The organism is Lysobacter brunescens (genome assembly GCF_042677005.1).
GTDB classification, from domain to species: Bacteria; Pseudomonadota; Gammaproteobacteria; order Xanthomonadales; family Xanthomonadaceae; genus Lysobacter_I; species Lysobacter_I brunescens.
The window spans coordinates 1,829,715-1,842,879 of the sequence record NZ_JBHTIF010000001.1; the positions used below are offsets into that span (position 1 = coordinate 1,829,715).

At 67.1% G+C, this 13,165-nt stretch carries 15 protein-coding genes; 11 read left to right on the forward strand and 4 right to left on the reverse strand.

What is annotated here, in order from left to right:
* Positions 1–102: 102 nt before the first annotated feature.
* The 11 genes from rpsE to ACFQ0E_RS08030 all read left to right on the forward strand — a co-directional run bounded on the left by rpsE (position 103) and on the right by ACFQ0E_RS08030 (position 8,234).
* Positions 103–642, forward strand: coding sequence for a 30S ribosomal protein S5 (gene rpsE / locus ACFQ0E_RS07980; RefSeq protein ID WP_137851374.1), 540 nt, complete (start codon positions 103–105; stop codon positions 640–642).
* On the forward strand, positions 635–826 hold the full coding sequence (gene rpmD, locus ACFQ0E_RS07985) for a 50S ribosomal protein L30 (RefSeq protein WP_386823131.1): 192 nt from the start codon (positions 635–637) through the stop codon (positions 824–826). The genes rpsE and rpmD overlap by 8 nt, the downstream gene beginning before the upstream one ends.
* Positions 827–830: 4 nt before the next feature.
* Positions 831–1,265, forward strand: coding sequence for a 50S ribosomal protein L15 (gene rplO, locus ACFQ0E_RS07990; protein ID WP_137851376.1), 435 nt, complete (start codon positions 831–833; stop codon positions 1,263–1,265).
* Between the two features lie 39 nt (positions 1,266–1,304).
* Positions 1,305–2,636 (forward strand): preprotein translocase subunit SecY, encoded by a 1,332-nt coding sequence (gene secY, locus ACFQ0E_RS07995; RefSeq protein WP_386824084.1) that lies wholly within the window; start codon positions 1,305–1,307, stop codon positions 2,634–2,636.
* Positions 2,637–3,068: 432 nt separating this feature from the next.
* Positions 3,069–3,425 (forward strand): 30S ribosomal protein S13, encoded by a 357-nt coding sequence (gene rpsM / locus ACFQ0E_RS08000; RefSeq protein WP_386823132.1) that lies wholly within the window; start codon positions 3,069–3,071, stop codon positions 3,423–3,425.
* A gap of 12 nt (positions 3,426–3,437) precedes the next feature.
* Positions 3,438–3,830: a 30S ribosomal protein S11 gene (gene rpsK / locus ACFQ0E_RS08005; protein ID WP_137851378.1), complete on the forward strand. Its 393-nt coding sequence runs from the start codon at positions 3,438–3,440 to the stop codon at positions 3,828–3,830.
* A 25-nt stretch (positions 3,831–3,855) separates the two neighbouring features.
* Positions 3,856–4,482: a 30S ribosomal protein S4 gene (gene rpsD, locus ACFQ0E_RS08010; protein ID WP_137851379.1), complete on the forward strand. Its 627-nt coding sequence runs from the start codon at positions 3,856–3,858 to the stop codon at positions 4,480–4,482.
* A 151-nt stretch (positions 4,483–4,633) separates the two neighbouring features.
* Positions 4,634–5,632 carry a DNA-directed RNA polymerase subunit alpha gene (locus tag ACFQ0E_RS08015; RefSeq protein ID WP_386823133.1) on the forward strand — a complete coding sequence of 333 codons (999 nt, stop codon included), beginning with the start codon at positions 4,634–4,636 and terminating at the stop codon, positions 5,630–5,632.
* A 66-nt stretch (positions 5,633–5,698) separates the two neighbouring features.
* Positions 5,699–6,070 (forward strand): 50S ribosomal protein L17, encoded by a 372-nt coding sequence (rplQ, locus tag ACFQ0E_RS08020; RefSeq protein WP_386823134.1) that lies wholly within the window; start codon positions 5,699–5,701, stop codon positions 6,068–6,070.
* Between the two features lie 216 nt (positions 6,071–6,286).
* Positions 6,287–6,808, forward strand: a complete 522-nt coding sequence (locus ACFQ0E_RS08025) for a disulfide bond formation protein B (protein WP_386823135.1) — start codon at positions 6,287–6,289, stop codon at positions 6,806–6,808.
* A gap of 31 nt (positions 6,809–6,839) precedes the next feature.
* Positions 6,840–8,234, forward strand: a complete 1,395-nt coding sequence (locus tag ACFQ0E_RS08030; RefSeq protein ID WP_386823136.1) for a class II 3-deoxy-7-phosphoheptulonate synthase — start codon at positions 6,840–6,842, stop codon at positions 8,232–8,234.
* A 100-nt stretch (positions 8,235–8,334) separates the two neighbouring features.
* Here the strand turns inward: ACFQ0E_RS08030 and ACFQ0E_RS08035 are convergent, their stop codons facing one another.
* The 4 genes from ACFQ0E_RS08035 to ACFQ0E_RS08050 form a co-directional block, all read right to left on the reverse strand.
* Entirely contained in the window at positions 8,335–9,147 is an 813-nt protein-coding gene (locus ACFQ0E_RS08035) for a hypothetical protein (protein ID WP_386823137.1), read from the reverse strand.
* A gap of 73 nt (positions 9,148–9,220) precedes the next feature.
* Positions 9,221–10,543: a S41 family peptidase gene (locus tag ACFQ0E_RS08040; protein WP_386823138.1), complete on the reverse strand. Its 1,323-nt coding sequence runs from the start codon at positions 10,541–10,543 to the stop codon at positions 9,221–9,223.
* Positions 10,544–10,756: 213 nt separating this feature from the next.
* Entirely contained in the window at positions 10,757–11,620 is an 864-nt protein-coding gene (locus ACFQ0E_RS08045) for a DUF6671 family protein (protein ID WP_386823139.1), read from the reverse strand.
* Positions 11,621–11,628: 8 nt separating this feature from the next.
* Entirely contained in the window at positions 11,629–13,146 is a 1,518-nt protein-coding gene (locus ACFQ0E_RS08050) for an NADP-dependent isocitrate dehydrogenase (protein WP_386823140.1), read from the reverse strand.
* Positions 13,147–13,165 lie beyond the last annotated feature (19 nt).

Here is a 13,165-nt window from a genome sequence, read left to right on the forward strand (position 1 = left end):
CGCCGGACGCATGTATCGATTCCGGTACCTGCGGAACACCCGAAACACACCACAACGATAAGCGGCCACGCCGCAAATCCCTCAAACAACCGAGATATCGAAATGGCAGAACAACGTGAATCGCGCGGCCGCGATCGTGATCGCAACCGCGAAGAGGTCGATGACGGCATGATCGAGAAGCTGATCGCGGTCAACCGCGTCAGCAAGACCGTCAAGGGTGGTCGTCAGTTCACCTTCACCGCGCTGACGGTGGTGGGCGACGGCTCCGGCAAGGTCGGCTTCGGCTACGGCAAGGCGCGCGAAGTGCCGGTCGCGATCCAGAAGTCGATGGAATACGCCCGCAAGAACATGAGCAACGTCGACCTGAACAACGGCACTCTGTGGCACGCCGTCAAGTCGGGCCACGGCGCTGCCCACGTGTTCATGCAGCCGGCGTCGGAAGGTACCGGCGTGATCGCCGGCGGCGCGATGCGCGCCGTGCTCGAAGCGGTCGGCGTGAAGAACGTGCTGGCCAAGGCCACCGGTTCGCGCAACCCGATCAACCTGGTGCGCGCCACGCTCAAGGGCCTCGAGTCCATGCAGTCGCCGGCCCGCATCGCGGCCAAGCGCGGCAAGAAGACGGAGGACATCCTCAATGGCTGATTCCAATAACGGCACCGTCAAGGTCCGCCTGGTCAAGGGTCTGCGCGGCACCCAGGCGCGTCATCGCCTGTCGGTGAAGGCGCTGGGCCTGAACAAACTCAATGATGTCCGCGAGTTGAAGGACAGTCCGCAGGTGCGTGGCCTGATCACGCAGCTGCACTACCTCGTCCGCGTGGAGGAGTAATCATATGCGTCTCAATACTCTCAAGCCCGCTGACGGCGCCCGCAAGGAGCGCACCCGTGTCGGTCGCGGTATCGGTTCCGGCCTCGGCAAGACCGCGGGTCGCGGCCACAAGGGTTCGTTCGCGCGCGCCGGCAAGGGCAAGATCAAGGCCGGTTTCGAAGGCGGCCAGATGCCCATGCAGCGTCGTCTGCCGAAGATCGGCTTCCGTTCGCCGATCGCCAAGGACACCGCCGAAGTGTTGCTGTACCAGCTGGACAAGCTGGACGGCACGATCGACCTGGCTGCGCTGCGCGCCGCCAAGCTGGTGCCGAGCACCGCGAAGAAGGTCAAGATCGTGAAGAAGGGCGAGCTGACCAAGAAGCTCGTGATCAAGGGCATCGCGACGACCGCCGGCGCCAAGGCCGCGATCGAAGCGGCCGGCGGCAGCATCGAAGCATAAGGCAGGAGTAATCCGGGCATGGCGGCAAGCGCGAACGCAATGGGTGGTCTCGGCGGTCTCGGCAAATTCACCGAGCTGCGCCAGCGGCTGTTGTTCGTGCTCGGGGCGCTGATCGTCTACCGCATCGGGTGTTACATACCGGTGCCGGGCGTCAACCCCGAGGCGATGCTGGAACTGATGAAGACCCAGGAAGGCACCATTGTGGACATGTTCAACATGTTCTCCGGTGGCGCCCTGGAGCGCTTCAGCCTGTTCGCGCTCAACGTCGTCCCGTACATCTCCGCGTCGATCATCGTCCAGTTGCTGGTACAGATCGTGCCCAGCCTCAAGGCGATCCAGAAGGAAGGCGAGTCCGGTCGCCGCAGGATCACCCAGTGGTCGCGCATCGGCGCGATCCCGCTGGCGGTGTTCCAGGCGGCCGGCATCGCGACCGCGCTGCAGGCGCAGGGCGCGAACAGCTCGATCCCGGTGGTCTATGCCCCCGGCATGGGCTTCATCCTGACGGCGGTGGTCTCGCTGACCGCTGGCACCATGTTCCTGATGTGGCTGGGTGAGCAGATCACCGAGCGCGGCATCGGCAACGGTGTCTCGCTGATCATTTTCGCCGGCATCGTCGCAGGCCTGCCGGGCGCGGTGTTGAACACGCTGCAGCAGGCGAGCAGCGGTGACATGCAGTGGATCACGGTCATCCTGATCCTCGCCATCGTGCTTGTCTTCACCTACTTCGTGGTGTTCGTCGAGCGTGGTCAGCGCCGGATCACGGTCAATTACGCGCGACGCCAGGGCGGCCGCAATGCGTACATGAACCAGAGTTCCTTCCTGCCGCTGAAGCTCAACATGGCGGGCGTGATCCCGGCGATCTTCGCGTCGTCGATCATCATGTTCCCGGCCACAGCCTCCACCTGGTTCAGCCAGACCGGCAACGTCAGCACCCTGCAGAAGGTCGCGCAGGCGCTGTCGCCGGGCGAGCCGCTGTACATGATCCTGTTCGCGGCGCTGATCATCGGCTTCGCCTTCTTCTACACCGCACTGGTCTTCAACTCGCAGGAAACTGCCGAGAACCTGAAGAAGTCCGGCGCGCTGATTCCCGGCATACGCCCGGGCAAGGCCACCGCCGACTACATCGACGGCGTGCTGACCCGCCTGACCGGCGCCGGCGCCCTGTATCTGGTCATCGTCTGCCTCCTGCCGACGATCATGCAGACCGAGCTGGGCACCTCGTTCTATTTCGGCGGCACATCGCTGCTGATCGTGGTGGTCGTAGTGATGGACTTCATCGCCCAGATCCAGGCGCATTTGATGTCGCACCAGTACGAGAGCCTGCTCAAGAAGGCCAATCTCAAGGGCGGCAATCGCGGTCTGACGCGGTAAACTTAGCGGGCGGAGTGGCCAAGCCATTCCGCCGCGTGGGCCCGGCGCTTTACGCCGGTCCGCGCAACGAACGCCAGCCCGCCTCGGGTCGGTGTTCGAGCCTCGGTCGGAAACCGGGGCAGGGGCGACCCGGGCGGCGGTCTCGCGTCCGGGTGGGTCAGGGTGGTGCCGACACCTGAGGAGTGTCGGTCGGTATGCTCAAAGGCATCGTCGCGATGCGTTGGTCATGCCAACCCGGGTCCATCGCCGGAGCATGGGCACTCTCCCCATGCCAGGAAGGTCCGCTGGCGCCCGAAAGGGGGCCGGCGGCGTTTGGCTACGGCCGAACCCCTTCCTTGTTGAACGAGACCTTGCTAGAATTTCGAGTTCACTTAGACCAAGTGCCCCATGAGCCGGGGTGACCCGGCCGTCAAACCAGTTGGAGATCCGCGCATGGCGCGTATTGCAGGTGTCAACCTGCCTGCCCAGAAGCACGTCTGGGTCGGGCTGCAAAGCATCTACGGCATCGGCCGTACCCGTTCGAAACTCGTCTGCGACGCCGCCGGCGTGGCTTCGAACACCAAGATCCGCGACCTGTCCGAAGTCGAAGTCGAGCGCCTCCGCGCCGAAGTCGGCAAGTACACGGTCGAAGGCGACCTCCGCCGTGAGGTCGGCATCGCGATCAAGCGTCTGATGGACCTCGGCTGCTACCGCGGCCTGCGTCATCGTCGTGGCCTGCCGCTCCGCGGCCAGCGCACCCGGACCAATGCCCGTACCCGCAAGGGTCCGCGCAAGGCCATCAAGAAGTAAGGGGCATAGACCATGGCCAAGCCGGCAGCTACCAAGACGAAGAAGAAGATCAAGCGCGTCGTCACCGACGGCATCGCGCACGTCCACGCTTCGTTCAACAACACCATCGTGACCATCACCGACCGCCAGGGCAATGCGCTGTCGTGGGCGACTTCGGGCGGCGCGGGTTTCCGCGGTTCGCGCAAGTCCACCCCGTTCGCCGCGCAGGTCGCCGCCGAGAAGGCCGGCAAGGCCGCCCTCGACTACGGCCTGAAGGCGCTCGAAGTGCGCATCAAGGGCCCGGGCCCGGGTCGCGAATCGGCCGTCCGCTCGCTCAACAGCGTCGGCTACAAGATCACCAACATCATCGACGTGACGCCGATCCCGCACAACGGGTGCCGTCCGCCGAAGAAGCGTCGCGTCTGACGCGGCCTGAGGAGCAGAGAACACCATGGCTCGTTATATCGGTCCCACCTGCAAACTCGCCCGTCGCGAAGGCGCAGACCTCAGTCTGAAGTCGCCGGCGCGCGCGCTCGACTCGAAGTGCAAGCTCGAGCAGAAGCCCGGCCAGCACGGCGCGGCCCGCAAGGGCAAGCTGTCCGACTACGCCACCCAGCTGCGTGAGAAGCAGAAGGTCAAGCGTATCTACGGTCTGCTGGAACGTCAGTTCCGCAACTACTACAAGAAGGCCTCGACCAAGAAGGGCAACACCGGCGAGAACCTTCTGCAGATGCTGGAAACCCGTCTGGACAACGTCGTCTACCGCATGGGCTTCGCCGTCACCCGTCCGGCCGCCCGCCAGCTGGTCTCGCACCGCGGCGTCCTGGTCAACGGCAAGTCGGTGAACCTGCCGTCGTATCAGGTCAAGGCCGGCGACGCGATCACCCTGTCCGAGAAGGCGCAGAAGCAGCTCCGCGTCCAGGAAGCCCTCAACGTCTCCTCGACGATGGACCTGGCGCCGGGCTGGATCGAAGTCGACAGCAAGAAGTTCAGCGGCGTGTTCAAGGCCGTTCCGGATCGCAGCGACCTGCCGGCCGACATCAACGAAGCGCTGATCGTCGAGTTGTACTCGAAGTAAGCGACGGTGAAGCGCCTCCGCCACGTGCGGGGGCGCGGCTCCAGACCCCCACGGCCGCGGCGCCCGTCGCCCCGGTCGCCTCCCTTGCCCGGGGAGGCCCCCAGAAACACCGCCGCGGCCGCGAGGCCCCGGCTCCAGGAGACACCACAAGATGACGGTATCCGCCAATCAGGTCCTGCGTCCGCGCGCTCCGCAGATCGAGCGCCTTGCCGGCAATCGCGCCAAGGTGGTGATCGAGCCGCTGGAGCGTGGTTACGGCCACACCCTCGGCAATGCACTGCGTCGCGTGCTGCTGTCGTCGATCCCCGGTTACGCGATCACCGAGGTCGAGATCGACGGCGTGCTCCACGAGTACACCACGGTCGAAGGCCTGCAGGAAGACGTGCTGGAAGTGCTGTTGAACCTCAAGGACGTCGCGATCCGCATGGGCACGGGCGAGTCTTCGACCCTGAGCCTGAGCAAGCAGGGTCCGGGCGTGGTCATCGCCGGCGACATCCGGACCGACCACAACGTCGAGATCCTGAATCCGGAGCACGTGATCGCGCATCTCACCAAGGATGCCGCGCTGAACATGCGCGTCAAGATCGAGCGTGGCTTCGGCTACCAGCCGGCCGCCGCGCGTCGTCGTCCGGATGAGGAAACCCGCGCCATCGGCCGCCTGATGCTTGACGCCTCGTTCTCGCCGGTCCGCCGCGTGGCCTATGAAGTCGAAGCGGCCCGCGTCGAACAGCGCACCGACCTCGACAAGCTCGTGCTCGACATCGAGACCAACGGCACCATCGACGCCGAGGAAGCCGTGCGCACCGCCGCCGACATCCTCACCGACCAGCTGTCGGTCTTCGGCGACTTCACCCACCGCGATCGCGGCGCATCCAAGCCGGCGACCACCGGTGTGGATCCGATCCTGCTCCGCCCGATCGACGATCTGGAGCTGACCGTGCGTTCGGCCAACTGTCTCAAGGCTGAGAGCATCTACTACGTCGGCGATCTGATCCAGAAGACCGAGGTCGAGCTGCTCAAGACCCCGAACCTCGGCAAGAAGTCGCTCACCGAGATCAAGGAAGTGCTCGCCCAGCGCGGCCTTTCGCTCGGCATGAAGCTCGAAAACTGGCCGCCGGCCGGCATCGCCACCCACGGCATGCTGGGCTGAGTTTCGTTCCCACTTTGAACATCGATCCCGGCACAGGCTGTCGGGGATAACCCAGGAAACACGACCATGCGCCACCAGAAGTCCGGACGCAAATTCAGCCGCACCAGCGCCCATCGCGAAGCGATGTTCCGCAACATGGCGGCCTCGCTGATCAAGCACGGCCTGATCCGCACCACGCTGCCGAAGGCGAAGGAACTCCGCCGCGTCGCCGAGCCGCTGATCACGCTGTCGAAGATCGATGGCGTTGCCAACCGCCGTCTTGCCTTCTCGCGCCTGCGCGACAAGGAAGCCGTCGGCACGCTGTTCACCACCCTCGGCCCGCGTTATCGCGAGCGTCCGGGCGGTTACCTGCGCATCCTGAAGTGCGGTTTCCGTGATGGCGACAATGCGCCGATGGCCTACGTCGAGCTGGTCGACCGTCCCGAAGCCGCCGCCTGATCGCTCCGGTGCCGGCCGGGCGATCGCCTGGCCAGCGCAGAGGCAGATGCGCAAACGTTCTAAGCATGACCCCGGCGAAAGCCGGGGTTTTTGTTATTGTGGCATCGCAACATGGTTGACGGAGCGGCGTCAGGGCGCGACTCTGCAAGGCCGCCGGAACTTCGCAGCGCGCGCGCCGGTCAGTCCGTCATCCCGTCCATCGCCCATTCCATGCCCATGCAAGCCAATCCTCTCCGCTGGTCCTTCCGCCTCCAGTTCCTGCTGGGTTTTCTGGCATGCGCGGCGCTGATCGGTTTCGCCCTGTTCTCCCAGGAAGTCTGGGGACTGGTGCCATGTCCGCTTTGCATCTTCCAGCGCGTTGCCTTCGCTGCGTTGGGCGTGGTCTTCCTGTTCGGTGCGGCGTTCGCGCCGAAGGGTCGGTTCGGTCGCGGCAGCTTCGGGATGCTCGCGCTGCTTGCTGGCGCAGTCGGCATCTATATCGCCGGCAAGCATGTCTGGCTGACCACGTTGCCGCCCGACCAGGTTCCGGCCTGCGGGCCCACGCTGAGCTGGTTGCTGGAAAACAATTCCTACCTGCAGGTCTTCAGCACGGTGCTCAACGGTTCCGGCGAGTGTGCGAAGGTCGACTGGACCTTCCTGGGGCTCTCGATGCCGGCGTGGAGCCTCGTCTGGTTCATCCTGCTCACCCTGTTCGCCCTTTACGCCGCCTTCAAGCCGTCCCCCTCGACACCACGATGACACGACCATGACTTCGTTCAGGAAACACGCCATGTCCCGCTCCGATCATCTGCAAGCCGTCGTTTCTCCACCGGAAGGGTGGGCACCCGCCAGCTGGCGCGGTTATCAGGCGATGCAGCAGCCGACGTATGGAAACGCGGAAGAGCTCGATGGCGTCCTGAACGAACTGCATGCGCTGCCGCCGCTGGTGACCTCTCGCGAGGTGATGAACCTCCGCCACCAGCTGGCCGAGGCGCAGGAAGGCAAGCGCTTCCTGCTCCAAGGCGGCGACTGCGCTGAGATCTTCGACGACTGCACGCCCGAGGTGATCTCCAATCGCCTGAAGGTGCTGCTGCAGATGAGCCTGGTGCTGGTGCACGGCCTGCGCCTGCCGGTGGTGCGCGTGGGCCGCTTCGCCGGCCAGTACGCCAAGCCGCGTTCGGCCGACACCGAGACGAAGGACGGCGTGACCCTGCCGAGCTACCGCGGTGATCTGGTCAACGGCCCGGCCTTCACCGCCGAGGCCCGCATCCCGGACCCCCGCCGGATGATCAAGGGCCATGCGCGCTCGGCGATGACGATGAACTTCATCCGCGCGCTCATCGACGACGGCTTCGCCGACCTGCACCACCCGGAATACTGGAACCTCAACTGGGTCGGTCATTCGCCGCTGGCGGCCGAGTACCAGAAGATGGTCTCGGGCATCGGCGATGCGGTCCGCTTCATGGAAACCCTGTCGGGCGAGCCGATCCACAACCTGCGCAGCGTCGAGTTCTACACTTCGCACGAAGCCCTGCTGCTGCCGTACGAGGAAGGCGTGACCCGCCAGGTGCCGCGCCAGTCGGGCTGGTTCAACCTCGGCACGCATTTCCCGTGGATCGGCATGCGCACGGCGGCGGTCGACGGCGCGCACGTGGAGTACTTCCGCGGCATCCGCAATCCGATCGCGGTCAAGATCGGCCCGTCGGTGACGCCAGACCAGCTGCTGCGCCTGATCGATGCGCTCAATCCGCACGAAGAGGCGGGTCGCATGTGCCTGATCCACCGGATGAGCGCGACTTCGATCGCCGACAAGCTGCCGCCGCTGCTGGAGGCGGTGAAGCGCGAAGGTCGTCGCGTGCTGTGGATCTGCGATCCGATGCACGGCAACACCGAGGCGACCAGCAATGGCTACAAGACCCGCCGCTTCGAGAACATCCGCAGCGAGCTGGAACAGGCGTTCGAGCTGCATGCCGCAGCCGGCACCCGCTTGGGCGGCGTGCATCTGGAGCTGACCGGCGAGGACGTGACCGAGTGCACCGGTGGCGCCCGCGAGCTGACCGACAAGGATCTGGAACGTGCGTACCGCACCACCGTCGATCCGCGCCTGAACTACGAGCAGGCGCTGGAGATCGCGATGCTGATCGTGCGGAAGCAGGCGCAGATCAACGCGCCGGCCGAGTTCTGACCGGAGCGCGCTTCGACAGGCAAAAAGAAACCCGCGGAAACGCGGGTTTCTTTTTTTGCGCTGCCCTGCCGAGCGATCGGTCAGGGCAGCACTGGGCGGATCACTTCGACTCGCTGGCCTGGCTGGTGGCGGGCTTGGCGTCGCCGGGCTTCGGCGCGGCGGCCTGGGGCGCTGCCGCCTTGTTCACCAGGGTCTGGATCGCGGCCGGCAGGGCCACGGCGTCGGCCGACGGCGGGGTGGCGTCGTAGGCCGACAGGCGGAAGACCTGGGTCATGCCGCCGACCTTGGCGCGGGTCAGGGTGGCGGCCTTCACGGCGCCGAACAGCTTGTACTCGTGGAAGTGCGAGGTCTGCTTCAGCTCGCCCATCGGCGTGCTGGCGGTCGATTCGGTGGACAGCAGCAGCTTGTCCTCGACGCCGTAGCAGTCGACGGTCTTCTTGCCGCTCTTCCAGGTGATCTCGACGCGTTGGCAGGGGCGGCCCTCGGAGTCGGACAGGCCGGTGGTGGTGGCCGATTCGATCAGGCTGGCGTCGCGCATCACGTACTTGGGCTCGAACGGCTCGATCTGGTCCTGGCGCTCCTTGCCTTCGAGGATGCGCGGGCCGCTCATCGGGTCCATCGACCAGACGATGTCGCCGTTGCGGCCGCTGCGGAACTCGCCGACGTTGGGGATCGTCATGGTCAGGGCGCGGTTCTTGCCGAGGCTGGCCATGCGCATGTCGGCCTTCATGCCGTTCTCGACGACTTCCATCGAACCGGTGAGGGTGCCGTCGCTTTCCTTTTCGACCGCCTTGCGGCCACCGATGGCCTTGATGTGGGCATCGAACAGGGCCTGCGGCTTGGGCAGGTCGGCGGCGGAGGCTGTGAACGGCAGGGCGAGGGCGAGGGCGGTGAGAGCGAGGTGTCGGGTCATGTCGGAGTCCTGAGACGTCGTTGGGGGATCGGGTGGATGCGGGACGTGTTGTCGATTGTGCGCGAAAGGCGGGTCAGCCGGCGGTGCCCAGCCAGTCGATGGCGGCGTCGAGCACGGGATCGCCGCCCTTGGCCAGACTGGCTGCGCTCGGGCTGATCGGCTGATCGGGGATCACGCCGACGCCCTCGATGCGGCGCTTGAGCGGGTCGACGAAATCGGCGGTGGGGTACATCAGGCGGTCGCCGGAGGGCAGCGGCACGGCGGCGGCGGGCAGGGCCATGCCGGCGCTGGTGCTGCCGAAGATGCGGGCGCGGCCGACGGCCTGCAGGCTGGCGGGAAAGATGTCGGAGCAGCTGATCGAGCTGCGGTCGGTCAGGATCGCCAGCTTGCCGGTGTGGCGGCGGATCTCGCGGCCGTCGTCGCTGACCTGGCGCGGCAGGGCCATCAGCTGCAGCGTCTGGCCGTCGCCGAGGGTCATGGTGCCGAGCGAGGTCGGCTTCTCGAAGAACAGGCCGCTGACGGCGGTGAGGCTGGGGATCAGGCCGCCGCTGTTGCCGCGCAGGTCTAGGACCACGCCGTCGCAGGCGGGATTGTCGCGCAGGGCGTCGGAGAGCTTCTCGTAGACCGGCATGGCCCACTGGTTGAACTCGAAGTGCAGCGTGCAGCCGGTGCCGGCGCGGTCGATGCGGCGATGGCTGATGCGCAGCGGCATCGGCGGGAGGCCGGGCAGGGCGATGCTCTGCAGGGTCGGATCCGCTGTCGCCCCCACCTCCAGCGTGCGCGGCTTGCCTGCGCCGTCGCGCAGGCGTAGGGCGACGCGGCTGTCCGCTGCGATGCCCATCACCTGTTTGTTGGCGCGGGAGAGCAGGATGGCTTCGCCCTGCCTGCGTGCGTTGGCGTCGAGTTCGACCATCGCCTTGAGCGCGCCGGCGACGTCGGTGCCATCGACGGCGTCGACCGACCAGCCCGCGCGGATGCCGGCCTTTTCGGCGGTGGAACCGGGCAGCACGCGTTCGACGAGCATCTGCTTGCCGACGAGGGCGAAGCGCAGGCCGGTGTCCGCGAGGCCGGGGGCCTGGGCCTTGCCCGATTCGGGCATGGCTTCGGACGGGATCAGCGAGAAATGCGAGGCCTTGAGATCTTCGAGCAGCTCGTTGATCTCCTTGCGCAGCTGCCGGATGTCGGCAGCCGCCTCGATCTCGGGCTGGTGCTCGGCCTTCAGCGCGGCCCAGTCCAGGCCTTCGTGCTCGCCCTTGAAGCCGCTGTTCTGCAGGCGGTCCCAGACGACGGCGAAGGTTTCCCTGGGTTTGGCGTCGACACGGGGCGCGGTGTCCGCGCCGGCGACGCCGCTGGTGGACAGCGCGATCGCGAGCAGGGCAAGGACGGGACGTTTCATTGCAGAGGCACTCCTGGGGACGGTCCTGGTGGGGCGGCGACCGGCGCGGTGCCGGTCTTCATGCCGTCAGGACGAGGCGGTCGGCCTGCATGTGACCATGACCGATGGCACGGGTCGCCATGATCGCGGATGCCACGCTGGCGGCAAGCGCCACAGGTCATGGTGGGGGCGGTCCCTCCCGATCCGGATCGTGCAGGGCCCGCGCGCCGATGCTCATGGATTGCACAGATCGCACTGCGCCGGGTCGGCCTCGGTGAGGCCGTCGCTGCGGCCGCGCACGTCGCGGAATCCGCAGGCGCTGCAGGACGCGACCTCCGACAGCGTCGCCGCCGTGGGCGCGCCGCAGTCGCCGCAGGGCAGCCCGGGCTGGGCGCCGGTCTGGCCGAAGCCCGGGGATCGGCACTGCGGGCAGCAGGTGCCGGCGCGGGCCACCAGGCGTTCGGCCAGCAGCGCGATCCGCTGCATGCGCGTGGGATTCATGTGCGCGCGCAGGTCGCTCTCGACCCAGGCCTGACCATCGGGCGAGGCGCGCCGGCATGCGTCGATCGCTGCGTCCAGGGCTGCGCCGTCGCGGAGCCCCTTGTGGATCGTGCTGCCGGGCACGAACGGCTCGCTGCGCACGATCAGCGCATGCTCCGGGAAGCCGAAACGGCGCAGCTCCGCCTCATCCAGCGTGTCTCCGGCCTTCAGCAGGCAACCGCCGTAGCGCGCCTGGTGGCTGTCCAGCCATTCCGCGATCACCAGCCCGCGTGTGTCGTCCACCAGCACGGCGATCTCGCGATGCAGGGGCAGGAAGCCGACCACCGGGTGCGGGCCGAAACTGCCCTCGGTCGCCAGCCCCAGTGGCAGCCCGGTCGCGGCCATGCCCAGGCGGGCCTTGGCGATCGCCGCCTCGAGCGCCGGCAATCGACGCTCGATCTCGCCGCTGAAGGTACCGAGGGCGTCGGTGTCCACGCCCTCGGCCGTGATCACGCGCGCGCCGATGGCGGCGAAGGCCGGGGCCAGGGCCTCGGCCTTGCCATGCAGGGTCGCCAGTGCGATGGCCGTGCCGGCGTAGGGATGTCCTGCGTCGGTCATCGCTGTGCTCACTCGCCCTGGGCCTGGGAATAGCCGCGCACGCCGTCGAAGGCATGCAGGTGTTCGGTCTTGATCGCGTCGAAGCCCGCTTCGGCGATGCGCAGCAGCAGGTGCGCGATGGCCCGGCCATCGACCGTCTCGCCGACCGCCGGGAAGCGGCAGCGCCAGTGGTCGGTGCGCAGGGTCTGCGGATTGCCTTCGGGGTAGACCTTCACGCCGCGGTTGGTGATCAGCGCGAGGCGGAAGTCCGGCCCGGCGAGGCCTTCGAGCGCCGCGCCGAGCGCGTTCGGGTCGCGGCCTTCGGCGTCCCAGTGCAGGAAGACGTCGACGCCGACCAGGGTCTTGCGTGCGCGGGTGCGCACCGGCGCGTCGCTGCGTTCGGCGGGCAGGGCGGTCGGCGCCTGCTCGGGATAGTCGACCGCCGGCATGCGGCTCGGGCGCTGGCCCAGGCGCGCGATCACCGCCTCGGCGAAGCCACGGGTGCCGACGCGCTGGCGGCTGGTGCCGTCGCGGAAGATGTCGCCGGTGTGGATGCCGTCCTCCAGCGCACACAGCCAGGCGTTGTGGATGTCGGTGGCCGGTTTCGCGCGGCCGAGGTGGACCAGCATCATCACCGCCGACAGCAGCAGGCCCGAGGGGTTCGCGATGTCCTGGCCGGCGATGTCCGGCGCCGAGCCGTGCACGGCCTCGAACATCGCGACATCGCGGCCGATGTTGGACGAACCGGCCAAGCCGATCGAGCCGGCCACTTCGGCGGCCACGTCGGACAGGATGTCGCCGTAGAGGTTGGGCGTGACCACCACGTCGAAATCGGTCGGCCGGCTGGCCATGCGCGCGGTGCCGATGTCGATGATCATGTGGTTCGCGGCGATGTCGGGATATTCCGCCGCGATCTCGTCGAAGACCCGATGGAACAGGCCGTCGGTGAGTTTCATGATGTTGTCCTTGCTCATGCACGTCACCTTCTTCCGCCCGTGCGCGCGGGCGTACTCGAAGGCGTAGCGCACGATGCGCTCGCAGCCGGGCCGCGTGATCAGCTTCAGGCACTGCACGACTTCATCGGTCTGCCGGTGCTCGATGCCGGCGTAGGTGTCCTCCTCGTTCTCGCGCACGATCACCACGTCCATCTTCGGATGCAGCGCGGTCACCCAGGGGTGGTAGGAGACGCAGGGGCGCAGGTTCGCGTACAGGCCGAGGGTCTTGCGCAGGGTCACGTTCACCGACTTGTAGCCGCCGCCCTGCGGGGTGGTGATCGGGCCCTTGAGGATGACCTTGTGCGCGTCGATCGCCTGCCAGGTGTCCTCGCCGATCCCGGCCATCAGCCCGGCCTCGTAGGCCTTCAGGCCGACGGTCACCGGGTGGAAGGCCAGCGCCGGGTCCGCCGCCTTCAGGATGGCGAGCGTGGCGTCCATGATCTCCGGGCCGATGCCGTCGCCGGGGGCGACCGGGATGGTGCGGGCGGGCAGCACGGCGGGCTGGTAGGCGGTTTGCGATGCTTCGGGTTTGATCTGGGCATTCATTTTCATGACTCGAAATACATGAAAT